The 17,732-nt window shown below is 59.3% G+C and carries 15 protein-coding genes; 6 read left to right on the forward strand and 9 right to left on the reverse strand.

The annotated features are described in order from the left end of the window. Positions 1-99: 99 nt before the first annotated feature. From aroG to ACTG20_RS14050, 5 genes are all read right to left on the reverse strand, one after another. Positions 100-1,155, reverse strand: a complete 1,056-nt coding sequence (aroG, locus tag ACTG20_RS14030; protein ID WP_005337046.1) for a 3-deoxy-7-phosphoheptulonate synthase AroG — start codon at positions 1,153-1,155, stop codon at positions 100-102. A gap of 220 nt (positions 1,156-1,375) precedes the next feature. Continuing rightward, positions 1,376-2,659, reverse strand: a complete 1,284-nt coding sequence (gene aroA / locus ACTG20_RS14035) for a 3-phosphoshikimate 1-carboxyvinyltransferase (RefSeq protein ID WP_005351267.1) — start codon at positions 2,657-2,659, stop codon at positions 1,376-1,378. Between the two features lie 226 nt (positions 2,660-2,885). Continuing rightward, positions 2,886-3,974, reverse strand: coding sequence for a 3-phosphoserine/phosphohydroxythreonine transaminase (serC, locus tag ACTG20_RS14040; RefSeq protein WP_194496288.1), 1,089 nt, complete (start codon positions 3,972-3,974; stop codon positions 2,886-2,888). Between the two features lie 225 nt (positions 3,975-4,199). Next, positions 4,200-5,126, reverse strand: a complete 927-nt coding sequence (locus ACTG20_RS14045; RefSeq protein WP_194496287.1) for an electron transfer flavoprotein subunit alpha/FixB family protein — start codon at positions 5,124-5,126, stop codon at positions 4,200-4,202. After that, on the reverse strand, positions 5,123-5,875 hold the full coding sequence (locus tag ACTG20_RS14050) for an electron transfer flavoprotein subunit beta/FixA family protein (RefSeq protein WP_194496286.1): 753 nt from the start codon (positions 5,873-5,875) through the stop codon (positions 5,123-5,125). The genes ACTG20_RS14045 and ACTG20_RS14050 overlap by 4 nt, the downstream gene beginning before the upstream one ends. Before the next feature lie 169 nt (positions 5,876-6,044). On the opposite strand from ACTG20_RS14050, the gene ACTG20_RS14055 reads away from it, so the two are divergent. The 3 genes from ACTG20_RS14055 (at position 6,045) to ACTG20_RS14065 (ending at position 9,540) form a co-directional block, all read left to right on the forward strand. After that, a complete protein-coding gene (locus ACTG20_RS14055; RefSeq protein ID WP_194496285.1) occupies positions 6,045-7,688 on the forward strand; it encodes an electron transfer flavoprotein-ubiquinone oxidoreductase in 1,644 nt (547 codons plus the stop codon). A 293-nt stretch (positions 7,689-7,981) separates the two neighbouring features. Next, on the forward strand, positions 7,982-8,929 hold the full coding sequence (corA, locus tag ACTG20_RS14060) for a magnesium/cobalt transporter CorA (protein ID WP_194496284.1): 948 nt from the start codon (positions 7,982-7,984) through the stop codon (positions 8,927-8,929). A gap of 149 nt (positions 8,930-9,078) precedes the next feature. Beyond that, the gene (locus ACTG20_RS14065; protein WP_194496283.1) at positions 9,079-9,540 is read left to right on the forward strand and encodes a DUF2919 domain-containing protein; all 462 of its coding nucleotides are present in this window, start codon (positions 9,079-9,081) and stop codon (positions 9,538-9,540) included. Positions 9,541-9,552: 12 nt separating this feature from the next. Here the strand turns inward: ACTG20_RS14065 and ACTG20_RS14070 are convergent, their stop codons facing one another. Continuing rightward, entirely contained in the window at positions 9,553-10,272 is a 720-nt protein-coding gene (locus ACTG20_RS14070; RefSeq protein WP_376787914.1) for a hypothetical protein, read from the reverse strand. Positions 10,273-10,550: 278 nt separating this feature from the next. Here ACTG20_RS14070 and ACTG20_RS14075 point away from each other — a divergent pair, with 278 nt between their 5' ends. Both ACTG20_RS14075 and ACTG20_RS14080 read left to right on the forward strand, forming a co-directional pair. Next, positions 10,551-11,102 carry a lipoprotein gene (locus ACTG20_RS14075; protein WP_439987736.1) on the forward strand — a complete coding sequence of 184 codons (552 nt, stop codon included), beginning with the start codon at positions 10,551-10,553 and terminating at the stop codon, positions 11,100-11,102. 184 nt (positions 11,103-11,286) lie between these two features. Continuing rightward, the gene (locus ACTG20_RS14080; RefSeq protein WP_439987737.1) at positions 11,287-13,284 is read left to right on the forward strand and encodes a hypothetical protein; all 1,998 of its coding nucleotides are present in this window, start codon (positions 11,287-11,289) and stop codon (positions 13,282-13,284) included. 84 nt (positions 13,285-13,368) lie between these two features. On the opposite strand, the gene glgC is transcribed toward ACTG20_RS14080, so the two are convergent. After that, positions 13,369-14,643, reverse strand: a complete 1,275-nt coding sequence (glgC, locus tag ACTG20_RS14085) for a glucose-1-phosphate adenylyltransferase (protein WP_439987738.1) — start codon at positions 14,641-14,643, stop codon at positions 13,369-13,371. Between the two features lie 189 nt (positions 14,644-14,832). Between glgC and ACTG20_RS14090 the strand changes: the two genes are divergently transcribed. Continuing rightward, the gene (locus ACTG20_RS14090; protein ID WP_439987739.1) at positions 14,833-16,473 is read left to right on the forward strand and encodes an EAL domain-containing protein; all 1,641 of its coding nucleotides are present in this window, start codon (positions 14,833-14,835) and stop codon (positions 16,471-16,473) included. Here the strand turns inward: ACTG20_RS14090 and ACTG20_RS14095 are convergent. Then, positions 16,436-16,930: a hypothetical protein gene (locus tag ACTG20_RS14095; RefSeq protein WP_439987740.1), complete on the reverse strand. Its 495-nt coding sequence runs from the start codon at positions 16,928-16,930 to the stop codon at positions 16,436-16,438. The two genes, ACTG20_RS14090 and ACTG20_RS14095, sit on opposite strands and share 38 nt — an antisense overlap. Positions 16,931-17,106: 176 nt before the next feature. Then, positions 17,107-17,469, reverse strand: coding sequence for a DUF2750 domain-containing protein (locus ACTG20_RS14100; protein WP_033115181.1), 363 nt, complete (start codon positions 17,467-17,469; stop codon positions 17,107-17,109). Between the last annotated feature and the right edge of the window lie 263 nt (positions 17,470-17,732).

The following is a 17,732-nucleotide window of genomic DNA, read 5'->3' on the forward strand; positions in this document are numbered from 1 at the left end:
CCAAGGGTCGCGCTTTTGCTTTATGGATTCGATTTGGCCGAACGGCATCGTTGCTGTTCCAGCGGCGCGTTGACGATTAACAGCGCCGCCGGGATGGCTTTAGCGGGCGTTGCGGGTTGCGACGGCATCAGCCAGGTTGCGCAGCAACACTTCGGTATCAGCCCAACCGATGCAGGCATCTGTGATGCTCTGGCCGACGGTGAGTTCACACCCTTCCACCAGATCCTGACGGCCTTCCACCAGATGGCTCTCCACCATCACACCAAACACCGCCTTGCTACCGGCACGCAGTTGGCCAGCCACATCCTCGGCCACCACCATCTGGTTCTTGAACTGCTTGCTGCTGTTGGCATGACTAAAGTCGATCATCACCTTCTGGGGCAGACCGGCCTTCTCCAGCCCCTTCACCACCTCGTCCACGTGGGCGGCGCTGTAGTTCGGCTCACGACCACCACGCAGAATGATGTGACAGTCCGGGTTGCCGCGGGTCGCCACGATGGCGGAGTGACCGTATTTGGTGACCGACAGGAAGTGGTGCGGCGCACTGGCAGCGCCAATGGCATCGATGGCAACCTTGATGGTGCCGTCAGTGCCGTTCTTGAAGCCCACCGGGCAGGAGAGACCGGAGGCCAGCTCGCGGTGTACCTGGGATTCGGTGGTACGGGCACCGATCGCGCCCCAGCTCATCAGATCCGCCACATATTGCGGGGTGATCATGTCGAGGAACTCGGAGGCAGTTGGCAGTCCCATGTCGTTGAGATCCAGCAACAGCTTGCGACCAATGCGCAGACCGTCGTTGATCTTGCAGCTGTTGTCGAGGTACGGATCGTTGATCAGCCCCTTCCAGCCCACTGTAGTGCGCGGTTTTTCGAAGTAGACCCGCATCACGATCTCCAGCTGACCTTTCAGCTCGTCGCGCAGCGCCTTGAGGCGCTTGCCGTACTCCAGCGCGGCAACCGGATCATGGATGGAGCAAGGACCAATCACCACCAGCAGACGATCATCTTCGCCGGCCAGGATATTATGAATGGCCTGACGGGATTCAAAAACGGTGGACGAGGCCACCTCGGTAGCCGGAAACTTCTCAAGCACCGCAACCGGGGGTAATAACTCTTTGATTTCACTGATACGAACGTCGTCGGTTTGATGCTGCATGACAAGGCTTCCTGCTAGATGACTGCGATTAGGAAATCTCAACATAGCCCGCGACAGCGCATGTGTAAATAGGAAATTACAGCAATCACAAAACTATTTTATATGACAATCTTGCAAGTTATTGAAATGATGCTAGGCGAAATGGAAGTGCGGATAAGGAAGGCAAAAAGGCCCGCTCAGCGCGGGCCCGAAGCATCTGTGGTGACGGTTTTGTCAGTGATCAGCCACGCTGGCTGATACTGGCCAGCTTGTCGAAGTAATCCGGGAAGGTCTTCGAGGTGCACTTGGGATCATTGATGGTGACCGGGGTATCCGAGAGCGCCACCAGCGAGAAGCACATGGCGATACGATGATCGTTGTAGGTATCGATCTCGGCATGCTTGAGCTGGGTCGGCGGGGTCACGGTGATAAAGTCATGCCCCTCCTCCACTTCGACGCCCAGCTTGCGCAGCTCGGTCGCCATGGCGTGCAGACGATCGGTCTCCTTCACCCGCCAGTTGTAGATATTGCGAATGGAGGTCGGCCCCTCGGCAAACAGCGCAGCAACGGCGATGGTCATAGCCGCATCGGGAATATGGTTCATGTCCATATCCACTCCATGCAGCGGCGCCTGCTCCGCCTCGATGAAATCATCGCCCCAGGTGATGCGCGCGCCCATCTTCTCCAGCACGTCGGCGAAGTGGATATCACCCTGAATGCTGTGCTTGCCAATGCCAGTGACCCGCACCTTGCCCTTGATGGCACCCGCTGCGAGGAAGTAAGAGGCGCTGGAGGCATCTCCTTCCACCAGAAAATCACCCGGGCTGATGTAGGTCTGGTTGCCCTTGATGTAGAACAGCTTGTAGTTGTCGTGCTCGATGACCACCCCGAACTGCTTCATGATGTGCAGGGTGATGTCGATGTAGGGCTTGGAGACCAGCTCTCCCTTAATGTGGATCCGGGTATCACCGGCCGCCATCGGCGCCGCCATCAAAAACGCGGTCAGGAACTGGCTGGAGACGGAGCCGTCGACATGCACATCGCCGCCCCACAGCCCCTTGGCATCCACCACCAGCGGCGGATAACCATCGTGTTTCAGGTACTGGATATGGGCACCCGCTTCACGCAGGGCATCCACCAGATGGCCGATGGGACGCTCTTCCATGCGCGGCTCGCCGCCCAGAGTATATTCACCTGAGCCGAGGCATAGCGCGGCGCAGAGCGGTCGCATGGCAGTACCGGCGTTGCCGAGGAACAGATTGACCGGCTCTTTCACCGCGAAGCTGCGACCCAGACCCTGCACGGTACACTCGGTCTTGTCGGCAGAGAGCTTGTACTTGACCCCGAGCTGGGTCAGCGCAGCCAGCATATGACGAATGTCATCGCTGTCGAGCAGGTTGGTCAAACGGGTGGTGCCACGAGCCAGCGCCGCCAACAGCAGCGCACGGTTAGAGACACTCTTGGAGCCGGGCAGATTGACCTCACCGGCCACACGAGAAATGGGTTCCAAACGCAACGAATTCATAGACTTCCTGTGCTATCTCAAAAATAAACGCCTGTCCGGACGTTAACAGCCTGCGTCCCGCTCGGCAAGGGCACTTTCAGGGGAAATCGCACGGCAAACGCCAGCGCGCTGGTTCTGTTGAAAAAAAGACGCCGGGGTATCCCCGGCGTCTTGAATCACTGCAATAGCTGGAGCGGCTCACGAGTTGTCACGAGAGGCCGCCAGCAAGCATGTGAGTACTCTCTTCTCAGCCGTTGCGCTTGGCAAAGTCATCCATAAAGCTCACCAGGGCCTTCACCCCCTCCAGCGGCATGGCGTTGTAGATGCTGGCGCGCATGCCACCGACAATGCGGTGTCCTTTGAGGGCCAGCAGGCCAGCGGCTTCCGATTCGGCCAGGAACTTCTTGTCCAGCTCGGCATTTTTCAGCTGGAACGGGATGTTCATCCGCGAACGGCAGCTGACATCCACCTGATTGCCGTAGAAGCTCGACTGATCGAGATAGTCATAGAGGAAGTCGGCCTTCTCCTTGTTGCGCGCTTCCATCGCCTCGAGGCCACCCTGTTCTTTCAGCCACTCGAAGACCAGACCGGCCAGATACCAGGCGTAGGTGGGCGGCGTGTTGAACATGGAGTCGTTCTTGGCAGTGAGCTTGTAGTCGAAAATCGAGGGGACATCGGCTCTGGCCTGATCCAGCAGATCATCGCGCACGATGGCGATGGCAAGCCCGGACGGCCCGATATTTTTCTGAGCGCCAGCATAGATGATGCCAAAGCGGCTCACGTCGAGAGGACGGGAGAGAATGGTGGAGGAGAGATCCGCCACCAGCGGCACCTCGCCGGTGGCCGGGATGTCGAACATCTCGATGCCGTCGATGGTTTCGTTCGGACAGTAGTGAACATAGGCCGCATCGGCGCGAAACGCCGGGGTCGGCAGCAGGTGAGAGATCCCCTGCTCGTTCTTGGCAACCCCCTGGAAGGTCTGGATATCGCCATACTTTTTGGCTTCATCCACAGCACTCTGGGACCAGACACCGGTCAGCAGGAAGTCCGCCTTCTTGTTGGCCCCGCCCAGCAGGTTCATGGGCACAGCGGAGAACTGACCGCGGCCGCCACCGTGCATGAAGAGCACCTTGTAGTTGTCCGGCACCGCCAGCAGCTCACGCAGGTCCGCTTCGGCCTTCTCGGCAACCGCCATGTAGGGCTTGCCGCGATGGGAAAGCTCCATGACAGAGGCTCCCAGCCCCTGAAAATTACAAAATTCGCGCTGGGCGCGCTCCATGACTTCAACCGGCAGCATGGCGGGGCCGGCGCAGAAGTTGTAAATCTGTTTGCTCATGACGCTTTCCGTGAGTGGATGAGAGTAATCGATGACTTGTCAGGTTTTACACAAGAGCAGCCAGCGGATCAAAGGCTTTTTGGGAGCTGGCTCAACCTTTTACCGTCACTCTGCATCCCCCTTGCAGGAGAAAAAGCCCTGAACGGGTCAGGGCTTGCAGGGAACATGCACAGAAATGGCGGGCAGAGCGCATAAACGACCACAGCCCAGCCATTTCTGACAAATTTACAGTTTGGCGGTGAGCTCCGGCAGCAGGGTGAAGAGATCCCCCACCAGCCCGTAGTCCGCCACCTGAAAGATGGGGGCGTCGCTGTCCTTGTTGATGGCCACGATCACCTTCGACTCCTTCATCCCCGCCAGATGCTGGATGGCGCCCGAAATGCCGACCGCGATGTAGAGCTCGGGCGCCACCACCTTGCCGGTCTGCCCCACCTGCAGATCGTTGGCGACATATCCAGCATCAACAGCGGCTCGCGATGCCCCCACGGCACCGCCCAGCTTGTCGGCCAGCGCCTCAATCAGGGCAAATTGCGCCTTGGAACCAAGGGCGCGACCACCAGAGACAACCACCCGGGCGGCGGTCAGTTCGGGCCTGCTGGAGCGCACCGCGCGGCGCTCGACCAACCGGGTACGACCAGCGAATTCGGGCACGGCCAAGCGTTCGATGGGAGCCTGCCCACCCGTCGCCGCCTTGGCAAACGCGGTGGCCCGCACCGTCATCACTTTGACGGGCGCCGAGCTTGCCACTCTGGCAATGGCATTGCCCGCATAGATGGGGCGCAGGAAGGTGTCGCTGCTCTCGATAGCCGTCACCTCGGAGAGCATCTCCACCCCGAGCCGGGCCGCCACCTGTGGCAGCAGCGCCTTGCCCATGGCACTCGCCGCCATCAGGCAGTGGCTGTAACCCTGACACCAAGTGGCCAGCAGCTTGTCCACCCCATCCAGCAGCCCGTCGGCCAAGCGGGGATGTTCGGCAAGCAACACCTTGTCGACGCCGCCAATGGCAGCCGCCTGTTCACCCGCCTCGGTCAGCCCCTGCCCCAGCAACAGCAGGTCAACCTGACCGCCGATGGATCCGGCGGCGGTGACCAGTTGTGCCACGTTGTCGGCCAGATGGCCCTGATGATGTTCGGCAATGATCAGCACGCTCATGGCAGCACCTTCGCTTCGTGTTTGAGTTTGTCCACCAGCTCGTCCACCGAGCCCACCTTGATCCCTGCGCTGCGGACTGGCGGCGCCATCACCCCGAGCAAACGGGTCTGATTGGCCACCTCAACGGCGAGTGTCGAGAACGGGGCGCTATCAAGCGGCTTGCGCTTGGCCTTCATGATGTTGGGCAGCGAGGCAAAGCGCGGTTCATTCAAACGCAGATCGGCGCTCACCACCGCAGGCAACGGCATGCCGAGGGTCTCGAGGCCACCGTCGATTTCGCGGGTCACCAGCAGCTCTCCCGCTTCCACCTTAAGGGCGGACGCGCAGGTCGCCAGCGGCCAATCATTGAGGGCAGCCAGCATCTGGGCCGCCTGATTGTTGTCTGAATCGATGGATTGCTTGCCGAGCAGCACCAGATCCGGCTGCTCCTGCTCACACACCTTGTGCAAGGCGCGGGCGACAGTCAGCGGGGTGAGCGTCTCATCGGTGACATAATGCAGCGCCCGATCCGCCCCCAACGCCAGCCCATGGCGCAGTTGCTCGGCCGCCGCGTCCGGGCCAAAGGTCACCACCACCAGCTCGCTGGCGACCCCGGCTTCCCGCAGCCTGACCCCCTCCTCCACCGCAATTTCACAAAAGGGGTTGATCCCCATCTTCACATTGGCGAGCTCCACGTCGGAGCCGTCTCCCTTCACCCGGATCTTGACGTTGTAGTCGACTACCCGTTTGATTGCGACCAGCAGCTTCATGGGGTCATGCCTCGTCTCTTTGGATTGAATTCATTAGTGTGCCTCTGCGTTTGTTGCAGTACGCTCTTCCCTGATTTTTTGCTTTTTCTTGCTCAGTTTTGCTTACAACTGCTTTACGTTTACGTAAACTACCAGCATTACCCTAGGCCAACCAGAGCGCAGAGGCAAGATGGAACGGGAAGCAATGGAATTTGATGTCGTCATCGTCGGCGGCGGTCCGGCGGGGCTCAGTGCAGCCATCGCCCTGAAACAGCAGGATGCCACTCTCTCTGTCTGTCTGCTGGAGAAGGGAGCGGAAATTGGCGCCCATCTGCTCTCCGGCGCCCTGTTTGATCCCGTCGCCTTGCAAGAGCTGCTGCCGGATTGCTGGCAGCAAGCGCCGCTCGGCGTACCGGTCAGCGACGATCTGGTGCATCTGCTGCAAAGCGAGCAACGCTCCCTGCAACTCCCCGCCTGGGCGGTGCCACCCCGGATGCACAATGAGGGCTGTCACATCGTCAGCCTCGGCAACCTCTGCCGCTGGCTTGGCCAACAGGCGGAAAAACTGGGAGTCGAAATATACCCGGGGTTTACCGCCAGCGAACTTATCATGGAAGCGGGCCGGGTCAAGGGGGTGATCACCGGCGATCTGGGGCTGGATCGCGCTGGTAACCCAAAAGCAGATCATGTGCCCGGCATGGCGCTGCTCGGCCGCTACACCCTCTTTGCCGAGGGGGCCCGCGGCCATCTCGGCAAGCAGCTGATCGCCGCATTCAATCTGGCAAGCCCTGCCCAGCCCCAGCACTATGCCATCGGCTTCAAGGAGCTGTGGCAACTGCCTGCTGGCCAAGGCAAAGCGGGACAGGTGCTGCACGGCAGTGGCTGGCCCCTTGGCAAGCAGGGGGGCGGCAATAGTCACGGCGGTTTCTATCTCTATCACATGGAGGGGGATCAGGTCGCGGTCGGGCTGATTGTCGATCTCAACTACCAGAATCCCTGGCTCAGCCCGTTCGACGAATTCCAGCGCCTCAAACATCACCCGCTTATCGCTGGCGTGTTGCAAGATGGGGAGCGCATCAGCTATGGCGCACGCGCCATCACCAAGGGGGGCTGGCACGCCCTGCCCCGCATGCACTTCCCGGGCGGCCTGCTGATCGGTTGTAATGCGGGCACTCTCGACTTTTCCCGCATCAAGGGGATCCACACCGCCATGAAGTCCGGCATGCTGGCGGCAAAAACCGTCGCGATGGCGCTGCGAGGTGGCGATGAAGGGGGCCGGGATCTGGCCCAGTATGGTGACGAGCTGCACCAGAGCTGGCTGGCCCGCGAACTCAAGGCGGCGCGCAACTTCGGCGCGGCGCTTCATCGCTATGGGCCCTGGTTGGGCGGTGCCTTCAACTGGCTGGAGCAACGGCTGTTTGGCGCAAACTCGCCCTTCAAACTGCTCGATAAGGCTCACGATTACCGTCAGCTGCGCGTGGCCAGCCGCTGCGAGCCCATCCATTACCCCAAACCCGATGGCAGACTGAGCTTTGACAAGCTCTCGTCTGTGTATCTGGCCAACACCAGTCACGACGAGGATCAGCCTTGCCACCTCAAGCTGCAGGACGAGCGCATTCCGGCCGAGGTCAATCTGCCCACCTGGGCCGAACCCGCCCAACGCTACTGCCCGGCAGGGGTGTTTGAAGTACTGGAAACGGAAGGCGCGGCCAAACTGCAGATCAACGCCGCCAACTGCATCCACTGCAAAACCTGCGATATCAAGGACCCCAGTCAAAACATTATCTGGACGCCACCACAGGGGGGCTCCGGGCCTAATTATCCGAATATGTGATGAAGCGGGGCAGCGGCAACAAGCAGCCCCAGCTAGCCCTCCGCCAGCCAAAGGCTGGGTTCTACCCCGCATATCCGCTCAGGTGATCCGACCTCGCTGTTTTTTTGAACAAACAAGCTGAATCCCTGATGAATAGCCCCTGACAAGCGCGGCCCACCCCTGTATAGTTCGCCGCATTCAGGTTTTCCATCGGCCCGATCTGCTTATCCACGGGATCGCCTTCTGCAGCGATCTAAGGCCGCATGACCTGTGCAACCATCCCTGATTACCCATGACTTTTTAAGGGGGGACAGATGATCACCGCCTACATTCTCAACAACAAGGTGCTGGACATAGTCACGCTCGGGCCTAACGACATAGTACCTGACAACACGGTCTGGCTGGATGCCTACAAGCCGGACACGGCAGAGCGAGAATGGTTGACGGGCCTGTTCCTGGAAGAGGTCCCCGACAAGGAAGAGCTCGACGACATCGAGGCATCCGCCCGTTTTTACTGGGATACCGATGGTCTGCACATTCACTCCCTGTTTCCCCAGCGGATCGGTCGTGACACCAAGGGTGTCCACGTCTCCTTTACCCTGCGCAACAACCTGCTGATCAGCATTCGTGAAGATGACATCGGGCTGGTGCGCCTGCTGCGCCACTATATGCGCCAGGATCGGCTGGAGGTGGAGGATGCCCTCGATATCCTGCTGGAGGTGCAGAACCTCAAGGTGGAGTACCTCTCCGACCTTATCGAGGATGGTTACAAGACCTTGGAAAACACCGCCGATCAGATCTTCGAGCCGGATCAGATCAACCCCATGCTGAAAGAGTTGATGGCGCAGGAAGAGGCCAACGGCCAGATCCGTCTCTCTCTGCACGATACCCGCCGCGCCCTGCGTTTCCTCAAACGCAGCCTGCGCCAGCGCATGAGCCTTGAGCAGAACAAGTGGATCGACGAGATGCTGCACGACGTGGAATCCCTGTTGCCCCACACCCAGTTCCTGTTCGACAAGATCAACTTCCAGCTGGAGGCCTCCATGGGGGTGACCAATCTGGAGCAGAACAAGGTGATCAAGATCTTCTCGGTAGCCGCCGTGATCTTCCTGCCGCCGACCCTGATCGCCAGTATCTACGGCATGAACTTCGGCCGCATGCCGGAGCTCGCCTGGGAGTATGGTTATCCCATGTCACTGGTGCTGATGGTGATGTCATCGCTCGGCACCGGCCTCTTCTTCAAGCGCAAAGGCTGGCTGTAACGCCGCCGACTCGCGCTGCGATATCTGAAGAAACGGATTGGGGGGCATTGCCCCCCCGATTAATTTGCGCCACACCCAACGCCTTGCAAAGGACGCTTCGTCGCCCCATATCCCCTTCATCACTCAATTCAAGTGGATAACGGGCAACCATGACCCTCTACCCCGAACACCGATATGACGATCACGGCCAGTTGCGCCCGCCTCTCTGGTTCTGGCCCATCGCCCTGTTGCTGACCCGCTCGGTCTGGCTCTTTCTGATGGCGGGAGTGACCCGCGAGAGCGGCAGCGAGATCCTTACCCTCTTTTATCCGGACAAGATCACCCTCTACATCAGCCTGCTGACCGACGTCCCCGCCATGCTGGCGTTGCTCGCCTACGGGGGCACCTATCAGCAGACCCAGAGTATTCGCGCCAGACTCCGGCGCCACAGCCCGCTGCTGCTGCTCTGCTCTGCCGTCAGCGGCCTGCTGATGCAGTTGCACAGCCTCAATCTGCAGAAGTGGTCATTCAGCTGGCCCACCGCACTGGTGCTGGTCGCCAGCCTCTGGTCACTCTGGTATCTGCTACGCAGTCGCCAACTACGGGAATATGCCGCAGACCAGCCCCACTGACGGGGCTGACACCTATTGACGAGTGACCCGGATCTGCAGGGTTTGGCGCTCGCTCTGGCTGCCTCGCCCCCCCTGTAGCTGGGTGCCGAGGCTACTCCCCTGATCCGCTGAGCTGGTCGAAAGCTCTCCCACCGTCAGCCACTGGCCCGGGGCCCCGCTCACCTCGGTGGCTCTCTGCCCACGATTGATGGTGCCCTGATCCAGCCTCGCCTGTTCGCTGCTCAGCGCAATCTGCACCCGATCGCCAATCAAGGTGGCCGTGGCATAGAGGCCGTTCACCAGCGGCATCATCCCCACCACGGCTCCCCCATTCCAATGATAGAAGGTGACCGGTTGATAGGAGCCCATCCGCAGCAGCACGGGACGGCCCGACAGCCCGCGCACCTGCCAGCTGTCGTTCTGGCTGCGCTGGTACTGCCGGGCGTTGCCATCGACCAGCCACTGCCGCTTGGCCTCGTCGCGACTGATTGAGCCCCCCAGTTGCTGACCGCTGGCGGCACCATAGACCCGCCACTCGATAAGCAGGCTTTGCGGTGGCTGGTTGATCTGCGCCAGCGTGGCTTCGGCCTCCTGCAGCTGGGCTGGCGTCCCGCTCAGCACCAACTGATTCCCCATGGCACTCACCCCAAGCTGGGGATAGACCTCCTTGAGGGTCTGCACCGCCGCCTGCGCCTCGAAGACCGGGATCACTTTCACCTCAGCCCACAGCGATGGGCTCCACAGTCCCATCATGCAGCCAAGCCACAGCAGCGCCCTGCGGCCAACCTTGCCCATCCGAACCATTACGCTCTCCTCGTTCTCTGTTCTCTTCTCTCTGCTTAAGGCGTAGACCCATGCCCGCAGCAAACAGCTCAGCCCTATTCCGCTCACTCGTCGATGATGAACCCGGCGGTTGCCAAAAAACAACCGGGAATACAGCAAGTCCGTGATTTGCCACGGTATGAGGCTCTCATTCCACGTCCGTTATCGCGTAAGATAGCGCCATCATATTTGCCCACGCGGAATCCCTCATGTTGAAACAGCTATTGTTACTCCCCCTCGCCCTGCTGCTGGCGGCCTGTTCCCTGACCCAGTACAACGTCAGCGAAGCCGAAATCAACCAGTATCTCAAAGATCAGGTCTCTTTTGAAAAACAGCTGGGGATCCCCGGCATCATGTCGAGCAAGATCCGTCTGGACGAGATGCAGAGCCGTATCGGCCGCAAACAGCCGGATCGCATCGAGCTGGACGCAGCTGGCGATCTGCAGGTGAGCAGCCCCCTTGGCAGCCAGCAGATGAAGATCCGCTTTGCCCTGAGCGCCCGCCCGGAATATGTGGCCGATCAGGGGGCCATCTATCTGCGTGACCTTGAGCTGATCTCGGTACAGACAGATCCGGCCAACATAGGTGCCGCATTGACCCCCGTCCTGCCCACCTTCAATCAGTCGCTCTCCCTGTTCCTGTCGCAGACGCCGGTCTACCGCCTCGACAGCAGCCGCAAGAACGAAGCGAGGATCAAGGAGAAGGTCGAAGACCTCAAGGTGGAGCCGGGTCGTCTGGTGATCCCCTTCAAGATGCTCTGATCAGGCTATTTCTCCCCCCTCACCTTTGTTGTTCAAACCGCCCGGCCTCTTGTCCTGTTTACCAGACAAGCTGCCGGGCGGTTTTTTGCTTCTCAGCCCGGCGCGAACAGAGCATAATGCACACCATTCTCATTTAGATTCGTCATGAGAAGCGTCAATAATAAAACCAATGGTGAAAAGGGACATGAGAAAAACCGTTCTGGTACAGGCCGTTGCCTGTGCTCTGGTGAGTGGCATCGCACACGCAGCCGTCAAGGTTGAAGAGAAGACTTTCAACACCGCCGCCAACATGCTGGCCTATACCGAATTTGAACTCTCCGGCGAGCCGCTGGCCGAAGCGCTGGGGCTGGATCTGGACGTGCTGGATGCCAACCATGCCAATGAGCCGACCCCGTTCGACTTCGCCGCTGGCATCGAGTCCTATGAATACTCCGAAGAGGCGATGTACGCCCTCAACTATCAGTCCGGCATGGGCCCGCATCTGGTGAACGGGCCGCAAAACCTGGCCCGTGGTGGCACCATGGCCGATCTCGGCAAACGGGTCATGGCCATGGCGGAGGCAGTTGGCTTCCCGGCTGACGAGATCCCGCAAGGCATGTATCCCCTCTCCCTGCCCTACGCCTCCGCCAACCCGGAGTTTGCCGAGGCTGTGAATACCACTCCGGTCAATGGTGACCAGATCACCATGAAGACAGCCAAAGGTGTCGAGAAAACCGTCAAGACCCAGGTTCCGGCCTACTTCCGCGACTACACCACCCTGCGCTGGAGCGGCAGTGACAACCTGCTGGTACCGGCGGCTGTAGGCAGTATTCTGCTCAAAGAGGTCATGTGGTCCCAGGACTTCCTCGGCGGCATGCACGTGGCCGAGAGCGATGAAGAGGTGGAAACCGCCTCCGCCAACATGGATCAGGATGGCAAGCACAAGCTCGGCGTCTCTGCCGCCGACGGCTTCAACGGCATGATGCTGACCGAGCAGTCCATCGACAAGCTGGCCATCATGCAGAACCAGCTTGGCTTTAATGGCAAACAGCTGGGCGCCAAGATCACCCCGCAGTACGATCCAGCCAAGGGTGTCATCTACTTCCCCCATCAGGTGAAAGTGACCGAGACTCGCAACAACGATGCGGGTGCCATCGGCAAGCTCGACGTAGTGGATGGCTCAGCCCAGCTGCGCGATGCCTGGATGATGCTGTGGCCACTCTCCGAGTTCTACGCCTTCAGCGATCAGCGCACGGCCAACACCAACCAGAATCCGGCCTTCCACGCCGTGTTTGACGGCGCGCCGTTTGCCGCGGCACCCAAGGCCAACCAGACCAATGATCTGGGCAAGGCGGTGGCGGGCAGCGACGCCTTCTCGCTGACGCTCAATCTCTCCAACCTCACCTTCAAGAACCTGGCAGCTCTGCACTTTGATGGCAAAGCTGGCACTCTGGTGGATAGCTGGCAGGGAGGCAAACAGAGCAAGCACGTCACCACCTTTGACGCCGCTTACGCGCTGGTCGCCCTGCAGATCTTCCAGCGCGCTCAGGATGCGCTGCCGGTCGGTTACGCCGCTGGCGACAACGGCGAGCTGAACCTCAAGACCAAGCAGGGTCAGCAGGCACTCGAGCTTATCCGCAAACAGGCCGATTTCATCCTTGCCAATCTCAAGGGTAACAACGGGCTGGTACACGATGGTCTGACACTGGGTGGCAAGGTAGACAAGGCGCAATCCGTTGATGCCCAGTTTGCTGCTATCCGCGGCCTGACCGCGGCGTTCCTCGCGACTTCCGATGCCAAGTATCGCACCGCCGCGCGCGAGCTGTTTATCGCCGCTGACAAGGCCTACTTCAATGCCAAGGCGGGCACCTGGCTGGCGGGTAAACAGGGTGAATACACCCCCTGGACCCAGGCTGCCATCTCCGGCGCGCTGCGCTCTGCCATGCTGAACCTGCGCAACGAAGGGACCGAGAAGGCGCCCGAACTGGAGCTGGCCAAGCTGACCGGTCAGTACGTCAGCTGGTTCCGTGGCACCGTCAACGGTGGCATGCAGATGGCCGAGTGGATCGGCGACTCCGGCGAGAACGTCATCGAAGGGGCCGGTGGTGACACCGATGAGGATGGCGTCCCGCAAGTGACCGCGGCCGGTGGCAAGCACGGCACCGCCATGGTGATGGCCGCCAAAGCGGTGGTCAGCGAGTAATCCGCACCATTCACCCGGATGAAAAAGGGAGCCTTGATGGCTCCCTTTGCGTTACAGCGTCTGACACAGTTTCAAGGACTTTCCTCAAACCAGCTTGTCCAGCATCTCCTTGGTCACCAGCACAATCCCCTGCTCGGAGCGATAGAAGCGGCGGCTATCCTCATCGGCGTTTTCACCCACCACCAACCCATCTGGCAGCACACATCCCTTGTCCACCACCACCCGGCGCAGACGGCAACCGGCGCCAATCTCGACCCCCGGGAAGATGACGGCCTGATCGAGAGTACAGAAGGAGTGCACCCGCACATTGGTAAAGAGCACCGAGTTGAGCACGAACGACCCGCTGACAATGGTCCCGCCCGCAAACATGGAGTTGATGGTCATGCCGTGCTGGCCATTGCGGTCCTGCACAAACTTGGCCGGTGGCGTCAGGGTCTGGCTGGTCCAGATAGGCCAGTTTTGATCGTAAATATCGAGCTCGGGCACCACGGAGGCGAGATCCATATTCGCTTCCCAGAATGAATCCAGGGTACCTACATCACGCCAGTAGGGCTTTTGCCCCTCGCGCGCCCCGACACAGGACATGTTGAAGGGGTGAGCAAAGGCCAGCCCCTCCTCCACGATACGGGGGATCACATCCATCCCGAAGTCGTGTTTGGAGTCCTGGTTGAGGATATCCTCTTCCAGCAGTTGGTAGAGGTACTCCGCCTCGAAGATATAGATCCCCATGGAGGCCAGCGAGCGATCTTCGCAACCCGGCATGGCGGGCGGATTGGCCGGTTTTTCCACAAAGGCGCGGATCTTGCGCTGTTCGTCGATATCCATGATGCCGAAAGCAGAGGCCTCGGCCCGCGGCACTTCGATACAGGCAACCGTGACCTTGGCACCGAGGCGCACGTGATCGAGCAGCATGGCGGCGTAGTCCATCTTGTAGATGTGATCCCCTGCCAACACCACCAGGTATTTGGGGCCATAGTCGCGGATGATGTCGACGTTCTGATAGATGGCATCGGCGGTACCGCGATACCAGTGCACCTCGTCCACCCGTTGCTGGGCAGGCAGCAGGTCGATGAACTCGTTCATCTGGTAACGCAGGAAGGACCAGCCCGATTGCAGGTGACGCAGCAGGCTGTGAGATTTGTATTGGGTGACTACACCAACCCGGCGGATCCCCGAGTTGATACAGTTGGAGAGCACAAAGTCGATGATCCGGAATTTGCCGCCGAAATGGACGGCCGGCTTGGCACGGTTGTCAGTCAACTGTTTCAGGCGACTGCCACGTCCACCTGCCAGCACCAGTGCCATACTCTGGTTCAATAATTGTCGTGCTTTGGCACTATTTTCTGGCTCTAACAACATGATTTACCTCTGCCTTGTTTGATCTGTTTTCAACTCATCTTCGCCTGTTTCGGTACCTGTGAAAGTGGTTTCACTCACATTTAACCTATTTCAATTGACCCTTTTCACCGAGTTGCGAGGAATAGCATGCTTTGCTCCGCCAGCTTGGTTAAAATTCCCCCATAAAGCAGCCACTTCAAGGATAACAAGATGGTTCACAAGCTTGGACGCCCCCTCTTAATGATCGCCACCATAGTGACCATCCCCCTGCTGCTCCTGCAAGCAGTTTGGTTGGCCCTTCAGAGCACACCGCTCACTCTGGCGATTATCCTGGCCACCACACTGCTTGGCATGATCCTGCTGTTGATGCTGGCCATCCGCACCATTGACGGCATGGTCCAGCATCAGGAGCTGACCTGGGTTAAGGCCATCAGGAGCCGGGATCCCTCCCAGCTTGATGAGCCCGCCTCCCGGGAGGTACTGCAACAACTGCTGGAGCAGTTCGAGAGTGCCGAACAGAGTACCCATCGTCAGCTGACCGAATTGAGTAATCTGGCCACCACCGACGAGCTGACTCAACTGTTCAACCGCCACGCCTTTCGCCGCGACATGACCGAGTTGCTGCAGAGGGATCAGGACACCCAGACCGCGACCCTGGTGCTGATCCGTGCCACCGAGCTTGGCAAGATCAACGCCCAGCGTGGTTTCCAGTCTGGCGATGCCTACATCAAGGACATGGCCGCCCTCATCAAACGGGTGGTGAGCCGCTTCCCGGGTAATCAGGTCTATCGCATCTCGGGCGCTGATTTCGCCGTTCTGGTGCAACCTGTGGCCAATATTCCCCCCCATTTGCTGGGGCAGGATTTGAAAGTGGCCTTCGACCATTATCAGGCTCAACACGAGCTGGAGAGCGCTGCTTACTCGGGGCTGACCAAGCTCAACAGCGGCCAGAAAATCGAGGCCGTGCTGGCCCGGGCCGATCTGGCGCTGGCTCGTGCCCAGACCGAAACCATCAACGGCTGGGCCATCCAGCAGGATGACAACGTCTCCGATCTGCAGGGACAACACCATTGGCGCGAGGTGCTGACCGAAGTGCTGGCGCAGGAGCGGCTCAGCTTCACCTATCAGCCAATCCAGCCCCTACACCGCAGCATGCTGGCCTACAACGAGATCTACACCCGCTTCAGCGGTAGTGACGGTACAGCCCTGCCCACCGACACTTTGTTTGCCATGGCCCAGCGACTGGATCTGGTGATGCGACTGGAGCAACTGGTGATCGTTCATATTATGCGTCAGTACCGGGCTTTTAGTGCCAACCAGAGCCGCTGGGGGATCAACCTCTCCCCCAACCTGTTGCAAAATAGTACCTTCCTGGTCTGGCTTGACCGTCAGTTGCTCAAGGATCCCAATACCAGTGCCAATCTGGTGTTCGAACTCGACGAGGAGCATCTGGAACGGAATCTGACCGGCGCCAAGCGGGTGTTTGAGCTACTGCGTCGCAATGGCAGCCGCTCGGCCATCGCCAACTTTGGCAAGGGGATCGGCTCCTTTACCCTGTTTCGCGAGCTCAAGCCCGACTACATCAAGCTCGATCCCGCCCTTATTACCGGGCTGGAGCAGGATCAGACCAACCAGCAGTTTGTGCGGATGATCGTCGATGTATCACATCGGATGGGATGTCAGGTGATTGCAGAGGGGGTAGAACAGCTTGGCCAGAAACAGCTGCTGCAGGGGATGTACGTGGATGGCTTGCAGGGCTATCTGATCGCCCGGCCGCAACCGCTGCGACCGGATATCAGCCAGCTGGGGCTCTTTACTGAGGATGCTTCAGCTTCAAAAGGGTCAGAATGATGTCATTGAGCTGGCGATAGCGCTCCAGCTCCTTCTGATCGTACCGGGTCGCCAGCATGGTGGGGTTGTGGCGGTTCTTGAGGTAACGGTTGATTTGCAGGCGATTGAACCCCGCCACCTGATAGACCTGGCCAAGCAGGCTATTGAGCTCATCGTGCTCCAGACCAGCTCTGGCCAGATACGTCCCATCGGCGGGACTCTCGGTCTGGTGGCTCCATTTGCCAATGCGGCCACTCTCTTGCAGGTAGCTGAGCCACTGCTCGATATAGAGCGGTTTGCATCCCGCCAACAGGTTGAAAAAGCCCACCGCATCGCAACGACAACCGCTCAGGAGCACGACCGCCAGCTGATCATCATCGCACTGGAAGGTCACTGGTCCGGCTTGCGCCCAATCCAGCGCCTGCACCCGAATGCTGGCCTTCTCACCCGCAGCTCCCGTTACGTCGAATACAAACATGGCGCTCCTCCCTTGGCAAAAGGTTGATGATGGACCATCCCCCTGACAGGTGCAAAGGCAAATCGGCTTTTAACTCATCAATCGGGCCATTCGACCATAAAAAAGACCGGTATCCTTGACGGATCCCGGTCTTTGTCTCGATGACCTGTACGTTCAGGCCATCAATGGAGGCGCTTTCAGGCGTCCAGTTCAACCAGTGCCTTGGCCAGCTCGATAGGTTCGAGCTCTTGGCCTTCCAGATCAGCGTTCCAGTTCGGGCCGACCAGCACATCGTCTTCATCCAGATCGTTGATCCAGATATCGAGAAACTCTTCCAGATCGATCACTTCCGGCTCGTAATCGGCCCACTCGTCAACACAGTGCAGACGGGCGTCCTCTTCGGCAGACCAGAGCGGCATCACATCGGCATCTTCAAACTCGGCAGAGCGGCAGACCACCCAGTCTTCACCATAGCGCAGGCCCCACACCTGACCCGACTCGCGGACTTGTTCGATAAAAAGTTGGAAATTGGCGTCAAGGTTCTCGGTAAGCATGCTCATGGGGCTCTCTCATTTTCTCAGGTGCGGCGGCATTGCCGGCCGGCAATGCGGTGGCCAAATGGTGTCGCAAAAGCGACATGGACTCAAGCATATTGGGGTTATTGATGGAAAAAAGGGGCCTGAAGGCCCCCCAGACTATTGAAAAACCCCCTAATTTCAGAAAAACAGGGTTTTCTCATCAAACAAAATCAATGCGTTACGATGACGATTTTGGCTTTGTCAGCAATCTGAGGGGCCTGAAGGCCCCCTGTCACGTCAAAACG

The sequence above is a fragment of the Aeromonas sp. 84A genome (genome assembly GCF_051919345.1).
GTDB classification, from domain to species: domain Bacteria; phylum Pseudomonadota; class Gammaproteobacteria; order Enterobacterales; family Aeromonadaceae; genus Aeromonas; species Aeromonas veronii.

Coding starts and splice junctions, on each gene's coding strand:
- aroG (WP_005337046.1), bottom strand. CDS start 1,155: ATGCAGCATCAAACCGACGACGTTCGTATCAGTGAAATCAAAGAGTTA.
- aroA (WP_005351267.1), bottom strand. CDS start 2,659: ATGAATTCGTTGCGTTTGGAACCCATTTCTCGTGTGGCCGGTGAGGTC.
- serC (WP_194496288.1), bottom strand. CDS start 3,974: ATGAGCAAACAGATTTACAACTTCTGCGCCGGCCCCGCCATGCTGCCG.
- ACTG20_RS14045 (WP_194496287.1), bottom strand. CDS start 5,126: ATGAGCGTGCTGATCATTGCCGAACATCATCAGGGCCATCTGGCCGAC.
- ACTG20_RS14050 (WP_194496286.1), bottom strand. CDS start 5,875: ATGAAGCTGCTGGTCGCAATCAAACGGGTAGTCGACTACAACGTCAAG.
- ACTG20_RS14055 (WP_194496285.1), top strand. CDS start 6,045: ATGGAACGGGAAGCAATGGAATTTGATGTCGTCATCGTCGGCGGCGGT.
- corA (WP_194496284.1), top strand. CDS start 7,982: ATGATCACCGCCTACATTCTCAACAACAAGGTGCTGGACATAGTCACG.
- ACTG20_RS14065 (WP_194496283.1), top strand. CDS start 9,079: ATGACCCTCTACCCCGAACACCGATATGACGATCACGGCCAGTTGCGC.
- ACTG20_RS14070 (WP_376787914.1), bottom strand. CDS start 10,272: ATGATGGGACTGTGGAGCCCATCGCTGTGGGCTGAGGTGAAAGTGATC.
- ACTG20_RS14075 (WP_439987736.1), top strand. CDS start 10,551: ATGTTGAAACAGCTATTGTTACTCCCCCTCGCCCTGCTGCTGGCGGCC.
- ACTG20_RS14080 (WP_439987737.1), top strand. CDS start 11,287: ATGAGAAAAACCGTTCTGGTACAGGCCGTTGCCTGTGCTCTGGTGAGT.
- glgC (WP_439987738.1), bottom strand. CDS start 14,643: ATGTTGTTAGAGCCAGAAAATAGTGCCAAAGCACGACAATTATTGAAC.
- ACTG20_RS14090 (WP_439987739.1), top strand. CDS start 14,833: ATGGTTCACAAGCTTGGACGCCCCCTCTTAATGATCGCCACCATAGTG.
- ACTG20_RS14095 (WP_439987740.1), bottom strand. CDS start 16,930: ATGTTTGTATTCGACGTAACGGGAGCTGCGGGTGAGAAGGCCAGCATT.
- ACTG20_RS14100 (WP_033115181.1), bottom strand. CDS start 17,469: ATGAGCATGCTTACCGAGAACCTTGACGCCAATTTCCAACTTTTTATC.